The sequence below is a fragment of the Methylophilus sp. DMC16 genome (assembly GCF_056314045.1).
The window spans coordinates 388,803-406,258 of record NZ_JBQUZC010000003.1 but is presented as its reverse complement, the minus strand read 5'-3'; the positions used below and the strand labels follow the sequence as shown (position 1 = coordinate 406,258).

Annotated in this window: 19 protein-coding genes; 6 read left to right on the top strand and 13 right to left on the bottom strand. The window is 49.6% G+C overall.

What is annotated here, in order from left to right; genetic code table 11:
* Positions 1–9 precede the first annotated feature (9 nt).
* From ACT53D_RS13455 to ureE, 10 genes are all read right to left on the bottom strand, one after another.
* Positions 10–513 (bottom strand): MarR family winged helix-turn-helix transcriptional regulator, encoded by a 504-nt coding sequence (locus ACT53D_RS13455; RefSeq protein ID WP_313987048.1) that lies wholly within the window; start codon positions 511–513, stop codon positions 10–12.
* Positions 514–643: 130 nt separating this feature from the next.
* Entirely contained in the window at positions 644–1,300 is a 657-nt protein-coding gene (locus ACT53D_RS13450) for an ANTAR domain-containing response regulator (RefSeq protein WP_476156659.1), read from the bottom strand.
* Positions 1,266–2,417, bottom strand: a complete 1,152-nt coding sequence (locus ACT53D_RS13445) for a transporter substrate-binding domain-containing protein (protein WP_476145104.1) — start codon at positions 2,415–2,417, stop codon at positions 1,266–1,268. Before ACT53D_RS13445 ends, ACT53D_RS13450 begins: the two co-directional genes overlap by 35 nt.
* Before the next feature lie 56 nt (positions 2,418–2,473).
* Positions 2,474–3,046 (bottom strand): HupE/UreJ family protein, encoded by a 573-nt coding sequence (locus ACT53D_RS13440; RefSeq protein WP_476156657.1) that lies wholly within the window; start codon positions 3,044–3,046, stop codon positions 2,474–2,476.
* 45 nt (positions 3,047–3,091) lie between these two features.
* Entirely contained in the window at positions 3,092–3,790 is a 699-nt protein-coding gene (locus tag ACT53D_RS13435; RefSeq protein ID WP_476156655.1) for an urease accessory protein UreD, read from the bottom strand.
* A gap of 214 nt (positions 3,791–4,004) precedes the next feature.
* Entirely contained in the window at positions 4,005–4,640 is a 636-nt protein-coding gene (gene ureG, locus ACT53D_RS13430; protein ID WP_476156653.1) for an urease accessory protein UreG, read from the bottom strand.
* Entirely contained in the window at positions 4,637–6,346 is a 1,710-nt protein-coding gene (ureC, locus tag ACT53D_RS13425) for an urease subunit alpha (RefSeq protein ID WP_476156651.1), read from the bottom strand. The genes ureG and ureC overlap by 4 nt, the downstream gene beginning before the upstream one ends.
* Positions 6,347–6,349: 3 nt before the next feature.
* The gene (locus ACT53D_RS13420) at positions 6,350–7,051 is read right to left on the bottom strand and encodes an urease subunit gamma (RefSeq protein WP_476156649.1); all 702 of its coding nucleotides are present in this window, start codon (positions 7,049–7,051) and stop codon (positions 6,350–6,352) included.
* Between the two features lie 24 nt (positions 7,052–7,075).
* Positions 7,076–7,753, bottom strand: a complete 678-nt coding sequence (locus tag ACT53D_RS13415; protein ID WP_476156647.1) for an urease accessory protein UreF — start codon at positions 7,751–7,753, stop codon at positions 7,076–7,078.
* On the bottom strand, positions 7,746–8,192 hold the full coding sequence (gene ureE / locus ACT53D_RS13410; RefSeq protein WP_476156645.1) for an urease accessory protein UreE: 447 nt from the start codon (positions 8,190–8,192) through the stop codon (positions 7,746–7,748). The genes ACT53D_RS13415 and ureE overlap by 8 nt, the downstream gene beginning before the upstream one ends.
* A gap of 495 nt (positions 8,193–8,687) precedes the next feature.
* Here ureE and ACT53D_RS13405 point away from each other — a divergent pair, with 495 nt between their 5' ends.
* Positions 8,688–9,029: a FlxA-like family protein gene (locus ACT53D_RS13405; RefSeq protein WP_476156643.1), complete on the top strand. Its 342-nt coding sequence runs from the start codon at positions 8,688–8,690 to the stop codon at positions 9,027–9,029.
* Positions 9,030–9,153: 124 nt separating this feature from the next.
* Here ACT53D_RS13405 and ACT53D_RS13400 read toward each other — a convergent pair whose 3' ends face one another.
* Both ACT53D_RS13400 and ACT53D_RS13395 read right to left on the bottom strand, forming a co-directional pair.
* Complete coding sequence (locus tag ACT53D_RS13400; protein ID WP_194749348.1) at positions 9,154–10,197, bottom strand: NAD(P)-dependent alcohol dehydrogenase; 1,044 nt, start codon at positions 10,195–10,197, stop codon at positions 9,154–9,156.
* A 155-nt stretch (positions 10,198–10,352) separates the two neighbouring features.
* Complete coding sequence (locus ACT53D_RS13395) at positions 10,353–11,318, bottom strand: AraC family transcriptional regulator (protein ID WP_194749347.1); 966 nt, start codon at positions 11,316–11,318, stop codon at positions 10,353–10,355.
* A gap of 184 nt (positions 11,319–11,502) precedes the next feature.
* On the opposite strand from ACT53D_RS13395, the gene ACT53D_RS13390 reads away from it, so the two are divergent.
* The 5 genes from ACT53D_RS13390 to ACT53D_RS13370 all read left to right on the top strand — a co-directional run bounded on the left by ACT53D_RS13390 (position 11,503) and on the right by ACT53D_RS13370 (position 16,467).
* Positions 11,503–13,440: an SMP-30/gluconolactonase/LRE family protein gene (locus ACT53D_RS13390; RefSeq protein WP_476156641.1), complete on the top strand. Its 1,938-nt coding sequence runs from the start codon at positions 11,503–11,505 to the stop codon at positions 13,438–13,440.
* 145 nt (positions 13,441–13,585) lie between these two features.
* On the top strand, positions 13,586–13,873 hold the full coding sequence (locus ACT53D_RS13385) for a PsiF family protein (protein ID WP_194749345.1): 288 nt from the start codon (positions 13,586–13,588) through the stop codon (positions 13,871–13,873).
* A gap of 178 nt (positions 13,874–14,051) precedes the next feature.
* Positions 14,052–14,924, top strand: coding sequence for a fatty acid desaturase family protein (locus ACT53D_RS13380; protein WP_379073580.1), 873 nt, complete (start codon positions 14,052–14,054; stop codon positions 14,922–14,924).
* A complete protein-coding gene (locus ACT53D_RS13375; protein WP_275356683.1) occupies positions 14,925–15,788 on the top strand; it encodes a fatty acid desaturase family protein in 864 nt (287 codons plus the stop codon).
* Between the two features lie 157 nt (positions 15,789–15,945).
* Positions 15,946–16,467, top strand: coding sequence for a superoxide dismutase family protein (locus ACT53D_RS13370; protein WP_228518914.1), 522 nt, complete (start codon positions 15,946–15,948; stop codon positions 16,465–16,467).
* Positions 16,468–16,543: 76 nt separating this feature from the next.
* Here ACT53D_RS13370 and cyoE read toward each other — a convergent pair whose 3' ends face one another.
* Positions 16,544–17,440, bottom strand: a complete 897-nt coding sequence (gene cyoE, locus ACT53D_RS13365; protein WP_194749343.1) for a heme o synthase — start codon at positions 17,438–17,440, stop codon at positions 16,544–16,546.
* Between the last annotated feature and the right edge of the window lie 16 nt (positions 17,441–17,456).

The window sequence follows — 17,456 nt, the reverse complement described above, 5'->3', positions numbered from 1 at the left end:
TGCCGCCGTTTATTTAATCAAATCGACGCGGCTGGCCAATGTCGCCAAATCCGCAATCAGGGTGTCTCTTTGTGCCTTGGCCAGGACGTTCATAAACTGGGTGACGCATTGCACATAGTCCGGCATGACTTCATCGAGTTTTTGTTGCCCGGCCACCGACAAACGGATGAGGAATTTGCGCCTGTCGCTGGTATCCATAAAGCGCGACACCAGGCCCTCACGCTCCAGCCCGTCAATGAAGCCAGTCATGGTGGCCTTGGTCACGCCGGCTTTGTCGGCCAGGTCTGAAGGCGAAGAAGTCAGGTCATCCTGCCGCATCAGCAAGACCAGCACCCACCAGCGGCCTTGCAGCAACCCATGCCTGGCCAGTAACGCATCCAGCGCCGTCGAAATATCCGACGCGGCGCGCAAAATACTGACAAAGTCAGAAATCGCTGTAATGTCTGTGCCAGGATAGCGGGTCACAAACTTTTCCAGGCTTTTGGAGGTGGGTAATTCTTTGAGCAGCAACATAGTACGGATCAGTATAGTATGGCATCAAACAAAATGCAAGTGCTGCTGTTAAGAGTCCTTGTTGTTTGATGTAGGCTCAGCAACATCACAAAAAATTTAATTGACCCAACGCAGGCTCAATCAATCAATATCAAATATTCATAATTGATTGAGCATAAATGATTGTTTCCGCAATCACTTCTATCTCAACTCGCTTACTCTTGGCTTGGTCACGAAGTATTGCATAAGCCTCTTCTTCTGAGATTTTTTTCGAAGCCATTAGAATTCGCTTCGCCTCATAGACTGTTGCCACCCCCGCAACTTTCCTTTCAAGTCGCTGAATACGCTTACGCCCTTCGGCAATATCTTTGAAACACTGCCTGGTAATCACCATGGACGTAAGCAAGCCAAATTCGCGAATAGGGCAAGCGACAACGCCTTTTACGCCTATTTTTAATGCCAGGTTTACGATGGTTGGGTTTTCGTAGGCCACAACGGCAATAATGGGTGGGCAATTCTCTGAGTTAAACCAAGCATACTCTGCCACATTAAACTCAGGATTGATGGATAGAAAAATTAAATCTGTTAATTCAGATAACTCTGGTCGTGGCGGCCAGAATTGCGACGTCTTGCAGCCAATCCGCTCTAATTGTTGAAGTAGCATTTCCCCATCTTTATCCTGAGGGTGAAATACCACCACATTCAAAGATCGCAGATCTCTTAATAACTCTGAAGTTAGTCTCAAAGCCTGAGTGGGCTGGCCGTTGGTCAAATTACATCCCCAATCGTCCTGAAACCAGACGGACATCTTCAAATGTATGTGTCACTAAATAGGGATCCGCATACACTTGATTTGACGATTCACGCACAATCGTAAATTGGCCATCAGCGTTTGCTCGTCCAATTCTAGGATTTAGATTTGTATGATGACTGAGTGGATCAATACTGATCAGGCCTTGTGGGGCATTAAACGCTGAATCCAATAGATAGGGTAAGAGTGCTTCAATATCATCATCGTTGGATTGAGCCATCGCGTTGGCAAACAAGTGAACCTGGAAATACGCTGCTTCCCAATTCATATTTGGGATTGCGCCATGCCCGAATTTTTTTCTAAAGTTAGCTAGACACTCCCGATTGACTTGAGAGTCTACAGATTGAAAATAGGGTGAGGCTGTAAAGTGGCCTACCGCAGCCTCAGCGCCCATTTGTGCAATTTCAGCCTCTGAGGTAGACAAACTTGCTATCGGCATTTGCTGAGGATTCAGTCCAGCCTGAGCGTAGTGCTTATACAAATATGCAGTGGTTTCTCCAACCACAGTCGAAAAAATAAAGTCAGGTTTTTTTTCTTTGATATCTTCAATAATGGGCAGAAACTCGTCTTCACTGGCATTCAACTTCAAATATACCTCACCAAGGACTTCACCATCTTCATACTGGGTCAGTAATTCTTTCATGATGCGATTCGACTCATAGGGGAAGATATAGTCAGAGCCAACCAGGTAAACCCTTGTACCATAATTGGAGGTCATATACTCGACTAATTGCACGATATTCTGGTTGGGCGTTGCACCTGTATAAATGACGTTATTGGAGAACTCAAACCCCTCATACATGGTTGGATAAAAAAGTAGCCTGTTCCATTTTTCTACCACGGGTAAAATAGCTCTACGACTGATGGAGGTGTACCCTCCGAAAATCACCTTTACCTTATCTTCCAAGATTAACTTTTCAGCAAAAGCAGCATCGAGATCAGGATTTGACTGGGTGTCATATGAAATCGGAACGATCATTCTGCCATTCACACCGCCAGCGGCATTCACCTCATCTATCGCAAGCAGAGTACCTTGTAGTTGCGAGTTTCCGATGGCCGAGACGACGCCAGTTTGGGAGTACAGAACGCCCACTTTGATTGAATGATCTTGCATTAATTTAAACCCCTACAACGTACCAAGGCAATCGGCCTTCAAGCATTTTATTGTATTTATACAACCAGAAGCGACAACCCAACCACTGCGGTTGCAGCGCCAAGATAGGCCACTATCTTCTCACGCCCTTTGAGTGAAGTGAGCATACCCGCCAACAGAAGTAATGACGAACCTGCCACCAAACCCACCCCGTATTCAAAACCTTTTGCATTAAACGGCATTTCAAGACCATGCGCATAGCCATGAAAAAGAGAGAACATCCCTACCAAAGGTAATAACAATGGCAGGGACAATTTGACCCTGCATGCTAACAGCACGCCACTGATGACCAAGGTTAAAAGGATACCCATTTCACTGAAAGAAATAACCAGCCCAGAAATGGCTGCAGCACATGCTAGCGCCATTGCCGAAAGGCATACCACCGGCGCCAACATGATTGCTTTGCCACCTCTTTGACCAGCGAGCAGTCCTATTGCAAACATAGAAAGTAAATGGTCAACCCCGCTAAAAGGGTGACTGAAGCCTGCAAAAAAACCCATCATATCGTCGAAATGCCCAGGGTGCGCGTAGGTGCTTCCGGCCCACATCATCAAAAACATCGTCACTAGATATTTAATATCACTTCTCATATTTTCCTCATTTCCATTTAAATTGATCATTCCTACGCATCTGCCCTAATCAAGCGCAGCTAATTGCAAAGCGTCAACCATAAACTCTCGAACCAATATCCATGCTAAATCCAGCCCTTGCTTGAGGGATGCACCATCCTCCCCCAGCATCCGTATCCACACCCCGGCGTTGGATGGCAAGGTAGACACGCCCACATATAACGCCTCCATCGCAACCAATCCTGCCCGCAGATGGGTCACCAGAGCGTCTGCAGGCACCTGCTGGGCGATCACCATGAGTGTTGCCTGCGCCTTATATTTGCCGGTAATGCCCAGGGTCTTGCTTTCGTAGGTCTCCCCAGTCACCAAGGCGCGATCCCTCACCAGCACTTCCCCTTGTAGATTACGGACACAGACGTCTGTCCGTAAACGCGTAAACGTCTCGCCATTGTGATTGGGGTTGTGCGCGATAAAAGAGTCGCAAAATATCACAGTCGCTGATGGATCCACTTTCAACTCTAGACTCGATATTAAATTGGCCATCGGAAACATAATCAGAGGCCCAGGCGCATACTCACAAAATGAGCCCGGCCCTGCTTCAATAAAGACTTTCTGTTGCGCGATGTCTTTCTCCATCCTGTGCACAACCGTCGCGGCCGCAGTGGTAACGCGTGCCTGGCTATTCTCTGCAAGGACGATCGAAACACTGGTTCTATCACTCTCAAAAATACCGCCGCTAGTCGATTGCAAGCATAAAGTAGCCATACTGGGCGGATCATTTGGTTTGTAATATGCTCGGCATACATGAAAGGGATAAGTGACAAATTGCTCATCGATATAAGTGCGCTTACCAGGCCCAGGAGATACAAATACCAATCTGACTTGATTACCGCCTGTTGAACCAAGCTTCATTAAAGACAAAGGCAGGGCATCCCCAGCCCCTATTGTCTCGACGATGGGCGCTACAACCTGTAAATGGTTAGCCCTCAAAAAGAACCTCCCTGGCAATTTTCTCGACCACCTCATCAATGCCATGACCTTTGGCGCAATTGGTGAGCAGTATTGGCTTGCCACCTCGAACCTCTTCACCTTCCATCAACATCCGTTCGATATTCACCCCCACATAGGGTGCTAAATCCGTTTTATTGATGATCAACAAATCGCACTGCATGACACCTAGCCCGCGTTTGCGTGGAATATCATCACCGCCTGCGACATCAATGACGAATAACCAATAATCAACGAGATCAAGTGAAAAGGAAGAGGCCAAATTATCACCGCCACTTTCAATCAGGATGAGATCCAGATTTCCATATTTCTCATCCAGAAAATCAGCCGCCTGGATGTTCATCGTTGGATCTTCACGGATAGCAGTATGAGGACAGGCGCCAGTTTCGACTGCCATCACCCGGTCAGGTGAAATCAGTCCGCTCCGTTGAATCCTGATTGCGTCCTCTTTAGTTACTAAATCATTGGTGATGACAGCGAGTTGGGTGCCTCTTGCAATAAATCTTGGAATAAGTTGCTCAAGTAAGGCCGTTTTACCCGACCCAACGGGACCGCCAATGCCGACCCTGGCGGCCCCCTGATGTGGTTTGACAGTGTCTGTATTCATCTGAACATATACCTTTGCGCCAATGGGAGTTTCGTTGAAGGCTCACAAGTGATCGGAACGCCATCAATGGAGACCTGAAAGGTTTGAGAATTGACACTGATATTAGGCAGGGTCTTGTTGTGAAGCATATCGGACTTATTGATTTTTCTGGTGCCATACGATGGAAGCAGGCCTTTTTTGAGCCCTAACTTGTCGGACAGACCAGCCTCTATTGCCAAAGGATTCACAAAGTTAAAGCTCAACTGACTTGGCGCGCCACCAAAAGCGCCCCATTGTGGACGCATAATGACTGGTTCACAGGTCATTAGTGATGCAGCACTATCCCCCATGGGAGACCAGACAATGAAACCGCCTTTCACGACTAACTCAGGTTTGATGCCAAAAAATGCAGGGCGCCATAAAACGATATCCGCAATTTTTCCACTTTCTAATGAGCCAACATGTTCATCGATCCCAAACGCGCGTGCTGCGTTAATCGTATATTTAGCGATGTACCTTTTGATCCGCTCGTTATCCCCAATTCGGGAGGTTTCCTCGGCTAAACGGCCGCGCTGGTCTTTCATCTTGCTTGCCAACTGCCAGGTTCTACAAACCACTTCGTTGATACGCCCCATGCCTTGACTGTCAGAACCCAGCATAGAGATGGCGCCCATATCATGTAAAACATCCTCAGCCGCAATTGTTTGAGCTCGAATGCGACTCTCAGCAAAGGCCACATCTTCTGGAATGGATGGGTTCAGATGATGGCAAACCATAATCATATCCAGGTGCTCATCGAAGGTATTGATGGTGTAAGGATTGGTGGGGTTAGTAGAAGAAGGTAAGCAGTTCAGCTCCCCGACGACTTTGATGATGTCAGGTGCATGCCCACCACCAGCGCCTTCCGTATGGTACATGTGTATTGTTCTACCCTTGACCGCGGCCAATGAGTCTTCAAGAAAACCACTTTCATTTAAAGTGTCTGAGTGAAGGCAAACTTGGAAGTCAAGTTCATCCGCAACAGAGAGGCAAGTGTCGATGACAGCGGGCATCGCGCCCCAGTCTTCATGAATTTTCAGACCAAAACAACCGCCTGAAAGTTGATCGTATATTGATTGAGGGTTGGAGGAGCTTCTACCCAAGAATCCAAAGTTGATTGGCCAATGCTCACTGGATTGATGCATTTTGCCAACATTCCACTCCCCGGCACTGTCAATACCGACTGTAATCGGCCCTAGTGACCCACCTATGAGGGTTGTCAGGCCAGAACTAAGGGCGTGCTCGCAAAGTTGTGCGCTGTCAAAATGAACGTGAACATCAATGCCTCCAGGCGTGGCAATGAGCCCTTCACCATCCCGCACCGTGGTCGCTGCGCCAATCACCAAGTCATTATCTACGCCATCCATAATGGCGGGGTTACCGGCCTTGCCAATCTTGACTATTTTCCCGGCTTTAATCCCAATGTCCCCTTTAACGATGCCGAGTACTGGATCAATAATCACCACATTTGAGATCAACATATCTAATGATCCGGATGCGCTATCAAACCCCGGCGCCATTCCAAGTCCATCACGGAGCGTTTTGCCGCCGCCATGCAAACACTCATCCCCTGGGAATCCAAAATCTTTTTCGATTTCAGCGAGCAGTGAGGTATCTCCAAGTCGAACAGCATCGCCAACAGTTGGGCCGTACATTGCTGCATATTCTTTACGCGTGATCTTTGCCATCTCTTACGCACCTTTAAAGTTTGATTGACGTGCACGCTCTAAAGCGACCTCTAGTAGTTCTTCATTTTTTGTAGAACCATTGGTCAAGTTGTTTAAACCATATACTTCTGCTTTACCGCCAAAAGCGACAAGGGTCACCACTTTGCTTTCACCGGGCTCAAAACGCACTGCGGTACCAGCTGGGATGTCGAGATGCATTCCAAAAGATAATCTACGCTCAAAATCCAGGGCTCGATTAGCCTCGAAAAAGTGATAATGGCTGCCAATTTGGATAGGCCTATCTCCAGTATTCACAGCTTTCAATGAAACCTGTTTTCTACCGGCGTTAATTTCAATGTCTCCATCGGCTGCAATGATTTCACCAGGAACAATTTCATCCTCTGGCGCTCGCTTGAGTTTTCCTGGCCGGATTGGATCGTGCACGGTAACGAGTTTTGTCCCATCAGGGAAAACAGGCTCCACCTGAATCATCGTGACCATGGCTTCCACGCCTGGCATGACATCGTCAGTCGTCAGAATCTGTGAGCCATAACTAATGAGCTCGGCCACGGAACGTCCGTCTCTTGCCCCTTCCATAATTTCGTCAGCAATAATGGCAATCGCCTCAGGGTGGTTCAACTTAAGGCCACGCTCCATTCTTCTACGCGCCAACTGGGCTGCATTGAATATTGCAAAGCGCTCCATTTCTACGGGTGTTAGTAACATGCATTTCTCCCTCAATGTATGCCATCAATTAAAAAACAATCTTGAATCTGCTGTTTCATGCCGCATCACAGCAATGTCTGTTTCGGGTATATACGAATGAAGTTCTTCAAGCGGCACCAAGGGTTGCGAGAGCAAATGAGCAGAAATCTCATGCATGTTCTTGATGATGATCTGGCTATCAACATAGCCAATCAGACCCAGCCTGATGGCTGCACTGACGAAGGCTGAACAAAAACTATATCCAGACAACACGGCTGCCTGATGCTTGGTTAAACCGACCCCAAACCACAGCAGCCCCTGAACTGCCGAGAGTTGCCCAGGCGCTTTTAGGCTTTTGACGAGTTTCTTGTATTCTTCCGCATGCGGCGTGCCTAATTTTGCATGCGTGGTTAACAAGCCAGAACCAGCGCGTTCAGCACCTGTTCTAAACTCTTTAGTAAGCGATAAAACATGTAGCTCTTTATCCACGCGCGCAACCGCTGCTAAATCCCCTTTCGCCTGGTATGCAGCGATGAGGCCTGGCAATTCACAAGTGACCCAACGTCCTCTTAACTGACCCTCGATATACGTATTTAAATCAAACGAAGATTGAATTTTTTTTTCATTGCAGAGCGTCTCCAATCCCCAGGAAAAGGAGGTTGCTCCTGAAGGAAAGAAGCTGTCTGCATGCTGCAGAGTGATGAATAGGGAATCACTACTCATGCATCAACTCAACTTTCACATCCGAAATAAAATGGAAAATGCGCTCGATATATCGTTCCTTCGGACCATTCAACATGATTCTCAAAATATCGCCCTCAAAATCCACTTTCCAGTGCATATTCCCGCAGAAATACCCAACCTCCAGCGCGGCAGCTAAGCTAGTGGGCCGCAAGCAAAGATATTCAACTTTAGCCATTTGAACGACGATGGCTTTTTTGTCTTCAAGTAGGAGGACTGCCCCATTGGACAGCATCTCATTTCTGGAAAGCTGAATCGCACACTCCGTGCCTTTATCCGTCTTCATCCGCAGTCGGTGCCTCAGAACATCGTCCTTATTCAGTACCAAGTGTTCAACAACGCCATGGTGATTTAAATCGTGTAACTGCTCAGCGACTCCCTGATCAGTCGAGTTAGCAATGATTTTATTTAGTACGAGCATTCATCTGTTCCCTTAAGCTTGATAAGTACAGCGATGTAAATTTTGAGCAAAAAAAAGCCCTGTTCAGTCAACAAACTGACTGAACAGGGCTTTCCTAGCCATACACTAAACCGGCAACATTGGCGATTTGTGTAGAATTAACAAACTGTATTCAAACTATTCTTAAATACTTTCATTGTCAACATTTTTGTGTTTTGCTTTGAATAATTTCCATAAAACCCGTCATCGTCGGCTTGGTCACACTGACTTTTTCTACTAGGTCAGTCGTCAATCAACTGAGATCATCCTGCCGCATCAATAACCCCATTACCCACCAGCACAGTCTAAATATCGGAGGCTATACGCAAAATACTGACAAAACAAAATACCAGCCAGATTTTTCAGCGAATATGGTTTCAAAACCAAGACATGCCTGGTCAAACATTCAGCGCTTTTCTCAAGTTTGGCTAACTTGTGTCGTAATTCAATTGTAGCCAATACTTTTATGAGCATGCCATGTCCATTTCTATTTCGATGTCCGCTGTGAGCACTCAAATGACCAGTACAGCCAGCACGAGCGGCAGCAGCCAGTCGGCCATAGAAGCACTGCAGAAAAAGCTGACCTCCCTGCAAAAAGACCTGAAGGAAGCAATTAATACGCAATCGAAAGAAGGGCAGGCCAAAGCCAAGCTCATCCAATTGCAAATCGAGGCGACACAAGCACAACTGGACCAACTTATCCGGCAAAAACAGGAAACGGCAGAAAAGCAGAAACAGACAGAAGGCTCGTCGACTCTCAACCAGAACAACCAGGCGCCTGCCAAGCAGAAACGCTCAATGATAGACGAATATGTTTAAACTGTTTTCGGACCTTAGCTTTGGTGATCGGGCCTGGCATTACCTATAAAAAAGCCCTGTTCATTTCAACAGGGCTTTTTTATCGCCAGACGGCAAGTACTCAACACTTACGTGTCATCACCGCTTAAGCTTTCATGGAATTGATATCAATCACAAAACGATATTTCACATCACTCTTAAGCATGCGCTCGTAAGCATCATTGATATAGTTGGCATCGATCATCTCGACATCACTGACGATATTATGTTTGCCACAGAAATCCAGCATTTCCTGGGTTTCCGCAATGCCGCCTATCAGTGACCCGGCGACATGACGACGTTGCGTGATCAGATTGGCGCCATGGACGTCAACCGGGTCCAGCGGACCGACCAGCACAATAGTTTTATCCCGCTTGAGCAGGCCAATATAAGGGTTCAGGTCATGGGCAACCGGCACCGTGTCAATAATCAAATCAAAACTGGATGCATGCTTGGCCAGGTCTTCGGCTTGTGTGGAGATCAGCACCTCATGCGCCCCCAGCTTGGTCGCATCAGCCGCCTTGCTGGCCGAAGTGGTGATCATCACCACATGCGCGCCCATCGCGGCCGCCAGCTTGACGCCCATGTGCCCCAAGCCGCCCAGGCCGATAATGCCGACTTTCTGGCCGGGCTGCACCTGCCAGTGTTTCAATGGCGAATACAAGGTAATGCCGGCACAGAGCAAGGGAGCCACGGCTTTGGTATCCAGGTTTTCCGGCACGCTGACCACAAAGTGTTCATCAACGGTAATCCGCTCGGCATAGCCACCAAAGGTCAGGCCGCCATGCTTGGGGTCTTTGGCGTTGTAGGTGAATACCGTGTGGTCACAGTATTGCTCTTCGCCTTCATCGCAGGCCTCACAGTGACGGCACGAATCCACCATGCAACCGACCCCCACCAATTGCCCAGGCTTGAACTTGCTCACTTGCGGGCCGACCTGCCGCACGCGGCCGACAATTTCATGTCCTGGCACCATGGGATAGAGTGAACCACCGCCCCATTCATTGCGCGCCTGGTGAATATCCGAATGGCAAATCCCGCAGTACTCGATGTCGATGAGCACATCATTCGGACCGGGTTCCCGGCGGTCTATACTCATAGGGGCAACGGGCGAGGTTGCATTTTGTACGCCGTAGGCTGCAGTTTTCATCGCATCTCCATGTCTTTTTGTTCAACCAAATGTTCCGCGGCCAAAGTCGTCCGCAGTCTGATCAACAGTCTAAACAAGCGTACGCCATCCGGCTTGCCTGCTCTTCTCAAATCGTTGCCTATTCCTCTCGGATGTTTTGACAGGCCGCATAAACGCTATTGCTGAACGGTCACATAAGCATAGTCCCGTTGATTGCCAATAAATTCCCCTGGTGAAGTGATCAAGGCACTACGGACTGCACTCACCTCTTCCATCGGGCTGCGGCCAAACATGCGCTTGAATTCACGGCTAAACTGCGAAGCGCTCTCATACCCCACCTTGGTCGCCGCCAGCGTGGCATTCATGCCGTCTTGCACCATTAGCAGCCTGGCTTTGTGCAGCCGCGTTTTTTTCAAATACTGGATAGGCGAAGTGGCCGTGACATCGCGAAAGGCGGCATGAAACGACGGCACACTCATGGCAGAGACCGCCGCCAGAGTGTCCACATTGAGGGCGTTGGCATATTCGGCATGAATCAGGCGCAAGGCTTTGCTGATGCGGCCCAAATTGCTGTGCGTGCTATGCGCGGCCAGGATGGCAGAAGATTGCGCCGAGGTGAGCAGCCGGTAATGAATCTCGCGGATAATCGCCTGGCCAAGCACGGCAGCCTCCGTTTTGGATTGCAGGCACTCCAGTAATCGCACCACTGCATTGGAGAGTTGTTTGTCCAGCGCGGTAGAAATAATGCCGCTTTTGCCATTCACCTGCATCGGCGTTGTGTGCTCCAGACTCATTAATAACTCTGAGATCACCGATAAGTTGATACGGATAGAAATGGCCAGTAGTGGCTCGTCTGGGGAGGCGATGGTTTCGCTTTCAAACGGCAACGGCACTGACAGAATCAGAAACTGCTGCGGGTTATACTGGTAGACCTCACCGCCGAGGTAACCCACTTTTCTGCCCTGGCAGACAAACACAATACTGGGTTCGTAAAACACTGGGCTGCGTGCAATCGACCGGTTCCAGCGCATGAGTTTGACGCCATCAAGTGCGGTCAGGGTAAATCCCTCTTTGGGCGTCAGTGCCGAGAGCAGAGAAATAGTCCGTTCCTTGTCGTGCGCATGCCAGCATTCATTATTCATAATATCCCCGGTTCATTGAATAATCAGGCATTGATATTACTACCAAATAGCAATAAGCAGCATATCCAAAATAGGAATAGGCAATCATTTCATATTTTTAAACTTTGCAGGGCTTGCGCAAGTGCTTACACTGGCTGAGCTAGGTATATTGGTTTAAATATTTGTAGAGAAGAGGATATCCGTGATGAAAAAAAGATTAATCACCTGCCTGCTAGGCGCCGTGCTCACGACAGTGGCGAATGCATCCTGGGCAGATATCAATGATGTACGTGCCAATTTAAACAAACTGCATCTGCCGGATGGCTTTCAGATTGATGTGTATGCCGAGGTGCCGGGGGCCCGCCAGATGGCGCTGGGCACCAATGGCAATGTGTATGTCGGTACACGTGGCAATCATGTGTATGCCGTCGTCGATAAAAACAAGGATCACAAGGCTGACCAGGTGGTCAGCATTCTGGACGATCTCAAGGTTGGCAATGGCGTCGCCATGGTGGATGGCCATTTATATGTGGCCGAGCAGCATCGCATCACACGCTATGCCGCGCCAGACTTTGATCTCACGCTGCCGTTTAAGGCCATGCGTGAAGTCGTGTATGACCAACTGCCGGACAAGGCGCATCATGGTTGGCGCTATCTGGCGGTGGGGCCGGACAACAAGCTGTACGTAACAATAGGCGCGCCATGCAATATCTGCGACCCGACAGGTCACGAGGCCTCAATTATCCGCATGAATGCCGATGGCAGTCAGGTGGAAACGTTTGCCAAAGGCGTGCGTAACTCGGTCGGCATGGATTTTCAGCCAGACACCCAAACCCTGTTTTTCACTGACAATGGCGTCGATCTGCTCGGACCTGATATCCCGCATGACGAACTTAACGCAGCGCCTAAAGCCGGGCTGCACTTTGGTTTTCCCTATTTTGCAGGCGGTGATACACGCGATCCCAACTGGAAAAACAAAACGCCGCCCGCTGAGGTGACCAAGCCTGTCGCAGAATTCCAGGCGCACAGCGCCAATCTGGGCTTCAAGTTTTACACAGGCAAGCAATTCCCTGCCGAGTATCAGGGCAATGCGGTGATTGCCCAGCATGGCTCGTGGAACCGCAAGGTGCCGGTTGGCTACCAGTTGGTGCGCGTGACTTTTGATGCTCAGCACCAGGTCAAGGAAACCAAGCCATTTATTGATGGCTGGCTCACCGCGGATGGCGAAGTCTGGGGCCGCCCGACGGATGTGTTACAGCTTGCGGATGGTTCGTTGCTGGTCTCGGACGATTACAATGGCGTGATTTACCGGGTGAGCTACACCGGCAAAGCAGGTGCGTCCGGCGTGAACGCCAACACCGCCAACACACTGAGCGGATTCGCCATGCCTGAATCCGTTTTTGCCAGCCCGGACGGCACCCTGTATGTGTCTGAAATCGGTGAATTTGGTAAAGCGGGCGATGGCAAAATCACGCGCATTGCGGCCGACGGCACGCGTACCACACTGGCAGAAGGCCTGAATGACCCCAAAGGGCTAGATCTGTTTAACGGTCAACTGTATGTGGCGGATAATGATCGCGTGGTGCGGATTGACACCAGCAACGGCAAGCAGACCGTAGTCGCTGCCGCCAGTGCCTTCCCACAAAAACCAGTGTTTCTGAACGATATCGAGATTGACGGATTGGGCAATGTCTACGTCTCTGACAGTGGCGATGACAACGGCAAGGGCGCGGGGATTTTCAAACTCACGCCTGAGGGTAAGGTCACGCAAGTGCTCAAAGCCAATGCCGGGATCAAACGCCCCAATGGTTTGCTCATGGATGGTCCTAACCGTTTGCTGGTCGCAGACTTTGGCACAGGCAAATTGTTCAGTGTTCAATTGTGTGGCAGCAAGCCGGTAGTGACGCTACTGAACCAGGGCTTTGGTGGTGCAGATGGTCTGATCCGCGACGCCTACGGCATGCTGTATGTCAGTGACTGGGCGGGCGGCAACGTCTGGCAACTCAGTGACCCCAAAGCGACGCCGCAACGCATCATCCAGGGCTATCAGTCAGCAGCCGATATCAGCCTCTCCGCGGATGGCAAATCACTACTGATCCCCGACATGAAAGCCGGCTTGCTCTATCGTATGCCCATTCATTAAATAGACGTCTCAGCGTCAGGCATAAAAGCCCGGGATCTCCCGGGCTTTTTTTATTCCCCAAGCCATGCGCTCTATGTCAAAATGCAACACAGGCCCGCCGCTGGCAGCCTCAAACTCGAAAAATTTATTTTGTTTGGAGACGTCGATGAATAAACTGGTGATTGCTATGTTGCTGTCTTGTGTCTGTTTTTCTGTTCAGGCTGGCACGCAACAAGAAAAAATGAAAACCTGTAACGCCGATGCAAAAGCCAAGGCCTTGGCCGGCGATGAACGCAAAGCATTCATGAAACAATGCCTGTCCGCAGAGGGCGCCAGCTCAGGGTTGACCGCGCAACAGGAAAAAATGAAAACCTGTAACGCCGACGCTAAAACCAAAGCGCTCAAAGGCGATGAGCGTAAAGCATTTATGAAATCCTGCCTGTCCGCCAGTTAAGCGACCACTTGCAAAAAAAGCCTGTGTTTTACACAGGCTTTTTTGTTGCTTCTGCGATGCGCTAAACGTCGGCGCATGCCCCTGTTTGGCAAAATTCTGCCGCTGTAAGGATTAAGTAAGTGATCCGCTGCATGATACGAGATTATTTTATCTGTGGATCATTGCTGAGGTTTGGCCCGTGCGCGTCAAAAAATCTCCTTACCTGTTCGCTTATAGCGCCTGGGATATCATCCCTGTCCTTGCCGGTTGCCTGCATTTTCTGTTTTTTGCATGGATGATTTCCAGCTTTCATAGTCTGGCGCTGTGGCAAAAATGTGTGGTGGGACTGATCTATGCCTTTAGCATCTCGTGGAATGTGAATAGTGTTTCCCATAATTTTATTCACAATGCCTACTTCAAATCTGCCCTGCTCAACCGACTGTTCAGCCTGATGGAATCAGTCACCATGGGCTTCTCGCAAACCATGTATGACTATGTCCACCGGCAACATCACATCGGCAACAATGACCGCAAAGGTGCCGATGGCGAGACCATAGACTGGATCTCCATTTATCGTCATGGCGAGCATGGTCAAGCCGAGCATCCACTCAAATACTCGCTGCTGAGTTATTTCCGTGATGATCCCAAACGCATCTACGGTTTGATTAAAAAACATAGCCAGGCATTGGCTTATTTTGCGGTGTTTGAAGTCGTCGTGGTCACCTTGATGATCGTGGGCTTTTTGCTGTGGGATTGGCAATTCGGGCTGTTCTTCGTGTTCTTTTATTACCTGGGCCATTCGCTGACGGCCATGAATGGCTACTATGAGCACGCCGGCGCCAACCCGGACTTGCCAATTGCCTGGGGTGTCAGCTGCTATAACAAACTCTATAACTGGTTGTGGTTAAACAATGGCTATCACGCCGAACATCACTACCGGCCCAAGCATCACTGGACACAGATGCATACCTTGCACACAGAAATTGCCGAGAAACAAAAACAAGCCGGGGTCAAGGTGATCCCTTGGCCACACCCGATTGGATTTATGATGGAATGGATGAAGGAACAATAAATGGCCGCCAAAAACAAGCCAGGCTTTCTATTTGCCTACTCTTACTGGGATGTGATCCCCGTTGTGTTCGGAATACTGCATTTTGCCTATTTGATTGGCATGTTTCTATGGTTTGACCGCCTGCCCTGGTACGCCAATGTACTACTGGGGCTGGTCTACGCCGTCAGCATTTCATGGAACATCAATGGCATCTCGCATAACTTCATCCACAACCCCTACTTTAAGTCTGAGTTCCTGAACCGGATATTCAGCCTGCTGGAGTCTGTGACCATGGTCTTCTCGCAAACCTTTTATGATGCCGTGCATAAACGCCATCATATCGGTAACAGCGACCGGCCGGATGCCAATGGCAACACCATAGACTGGCTCTCAATTTACCGCTATGGCAGCAACGGAGAGCCTGAGAATGTCTGGGCGTATACCTTCAAAAGTTATTTCAGGGACGACCCGGCGGAAATCTACCGGGAAATTAAAAAACGTAATCCTGGCCTGGCGCGCTTTGGTGTGTTTGAAATCCTCTGCTCCATCCTGCTGGTGCTGGTCGGTTTTGTGCTGAACTGGAAATTCATGCTGTTTATGGTGCCGTTTTATTACCTTGGTCACTGCCTGTCTTCGCTTAACGGCTGGTATGAGCACTGGCGCGGCAATCCTGACCTGCCGATTGCCTGGGGGGTCAGCAGCTACAGCAAGCTTTACAACCTGATCTGGTTTAACAATGGCTATCATGCCGAGCACCATTACCGTCCCAAGCACCACTGGACCAAAATGCATGAACTGCATTTGCAAATTGCTGACAAACAGAAAGAGGCCGGCGTGCATGTGATTACCTGGTCGCATGGTCTGGGCTTCTTGCAACCCAAGTAGTCGGATCACCCAGGCATCGTGGCATGGTGCCAGTGATCGTCATGGAAACTTTTAAAGCCCGGTGCCTGCTTTAAGGGTCTATGCCCGACTTTGCGACACCTGCCCTCGCCTGGTGACAGTAATCTCTCGCTCAATGATTCATACCAAGGAGTATTTCATGCAAACCCTCTCCCGCTTGCTGCTCAGCCTCTCGCCTTTTTTATTGGCCTCCTGCAGTCAAATACCTTTCATGCAGCAGACTTCTGCGCACGCCACGCTGGAAGCCAAATCCGACTCAAAGGTCACCGGCGATGTAGACCTGATTCAACAGGGCACGAAAGTACTGTTGATTGCCCGTGTGGCGGGCTTGACGCCCAACTCCATACACGGCTTTCATATTCATGAGAAAGGCGATTGCTCTGCGGCGGATGCTTCGAGTGCAGGCGGGCACTTCAATCCCGATGCACATCCACATGCCTCGCAAGCAACGCCTAGCCATCATTTTGGCGACCTTCCTAACCTGAAAGCAGACAACACTGGCCATGCCATTTACCGCGCTACGCTGGAGAATGCCAGCCTGGCTGAAGGGGCACATGCACTGATTGGACATGCGATGATTCTTCATCGCGATGCTGACGATTATGTGACTCAGCCAGCGGGCAATGCGGGGCCAAGAATCGCGTGTGGCGTGATTAAATAACGGGCTAAAAGCACAGTGCCGATACGGGAGCTATCCGCATCGGCACTGTGGCTTTGATTTTAAACGCTGTTGTTTTTTAAATGAGGTAATGATCCAGTAACAGCGCCGCAAAAATCAGGCTCAAGTAGAGGATGGAATACTTGAAGGTGGTTTTAGCCAGCGCATCTGAATACTGTCGGTAGAGGCTGACCACATAATACATAAACACTGCATTGAGCAGCACGGCGGACAACAGGTAGAGCCAGCCACTCATGCCGAGGCCGTAAGGCATCAGCGACACCACCACCAGAATCACGGTATACAAGACAATATGCAACAGTGTGAACCGCTCACCATGGGTGACCGGTAACATGGGCATGCCGACTTTGGCGTATTCTTCGCGGCGATACAAAGCCAGCGCCCAAAAGTGCGGAGGCGTCCAGGCAAAAATAATCAAAAACATCACCAGCGACTCTGGCGAGACGGTATTGTTGACTGCTGCCCAACCCAGAATCGGCGGCATGGCGCCAGAAGCGCCGCCAATCACAATATTCATCGGGGTAGCGGGTTTGAGAAACACCGTGTAAATCACCGCATAGCCGACAAATGTAGCTAAGGTCAGCCACATGGTGAGCGGGTTTACCCAGTAATAGAGGATGCTCAACCCTACCCCGCCCAGCACGCTGGCAAACAGCAAGGTCTCCATTTGCGATAACTGGCCGGTAGGCAATGGGCGTGCGCGCGTACGCGCCATCATGGCATCAATCTTATACTCGATCAGGCAATTGAATGCCGCGGCAGCCCCAGATGCGAAAGCAATGCCCACCGTGGCGGCCACCAGCACAGTGACCGGCACCATACCCGGCGTGGCCATAAACATGCCTATCATGGCGGTAAAGACGATCAGCGCAGTGACGCGCGGTTTACATAAGGCATAAAAGTGCCGCAAGCCCATTTTTGCAGCGGCCATGTGTGTGATCCATGCTGTTTGCATCGCATACTCCCCCTTG

Coding starts and splice junctions, on each gene's coding strand:
- ACT53D_RS13390 (WP_476156641.1), top strand. CDS start 11,503: ATGAAAAAAAGATTAATCACCTGCCTGCTAGGCGCCGTGCTCACGACA.
- ACT53D_RS13395 (WP_194749347.1), bottom strand. CDS start 11,318: ATGAATAATGAATGCTGGCATGCGCACGACAAGGAACGGACTATTTCT.
- ACT53D_RS13445 (WP_476145104.1), bottom strand. CDS start 2,417: ATGCAAGATCATTCAATCAAAGTGGGCGTTCTGTACTCCCAAACTGGC.
- ACT53D_RS13385 (WP_194749345.1), top strand. CDS start 13,586: ATGAATAAACTGGTGATTGCTATGTTGCTGTCTTGTGTCTGTTTTTCT.
- ACT53D_RS13400 (WP_194749348.1), bottom strand. CDS start 10,197: ATGAAAACTGCAGCCTACGGCGTACAAAATGCAACCTCGCCCGTTGCC.
- cyoE (WP_194749343.1), bottom strand. CDS start 17,440: ATGCAAACAGCATGGATCACACACATGGCCGCTGCAAAAATGGGCTTG.
- ACT53D_RS13375 (WP_275356683.1), top strand. CDS start 14,925: ATGGCCGCCAAAAACAAGCCAGGCTTTCTATTTGCCTACTCTTACTGG.
- ACT53D_RS13405 (WP_476156643.1), top strand. CDS start 8,688: ATGTCCATTTCTATTTCGATGTCCGCTGTGAGCACTCAAATGACCAGT.
- ACT53D_RS13435 (WP_476156655.1), bottom strand. CDS start 3,790: ATGGCTACTTTATGCTTGCAATCGACTAGCGGCGGTATTTTTGAGAGT.
- ACT53D_RS13415 (WP_476156647.1), bottom strand. CDS start 7,753: ATGAGTAGTGATTCCCTATTCATCACTCTGCAGCATGCAGACAGCTTC.
- ACT53D_RS13370 (WP_228518914.1), top strand. CDS start 15,946: ATGCAAACCCTCTCCCGCTTGCTGCTCAGCCTCTCGCCTTTTTTATTG.
- ACT53D_RS13420 (WP_476156649.1), bottom strand. CDS start 7,051: ATGTTACTAACACCCGTAGAAATGGAGCGCTTTGCAATATTCAATGCA.
- ACT53D_RS13450 (WP_476156659.1), bottom strand. CDS start 1,300: ATGTCCGTCTGGTTTCAGGACGATTGGGGATGTAATTTGACCAACGGC.
- ACT53D_RS13440 (WP_476156657.1), bottom strand. CDS start 3,046: ATGAGAAGTGATATTAAATATCTAGTGACGATGTTTTTGATGATGTGG.
- ACT53D_RS13455 (WP_313987048.1), bottom strand. CDS start 513: ATGTTGCTGCTCAAAGAATTACCCACCTCCAAAAGCCTGGAAAAGTTT.
- ureE (WP_476156645.1), bottom strand. CDS start 8,192: ATGCTCGTACTAAATAAAATCATTGCTAACTCGACTGATCAGGGAGTC.
- ureC (WP_476156651.1), bottom strand. CDS start 6,346: ATGGCAAAGATCACGCGTAAAGAATATGCAGCAATGTACGGCCCAACT.
- ureG (WP_476156653.1), bottom strand. CDS start 4,640: ATGAATACAGACACTGTCAAACCACATCAGGGGGCCGCCAGGGTCGGC.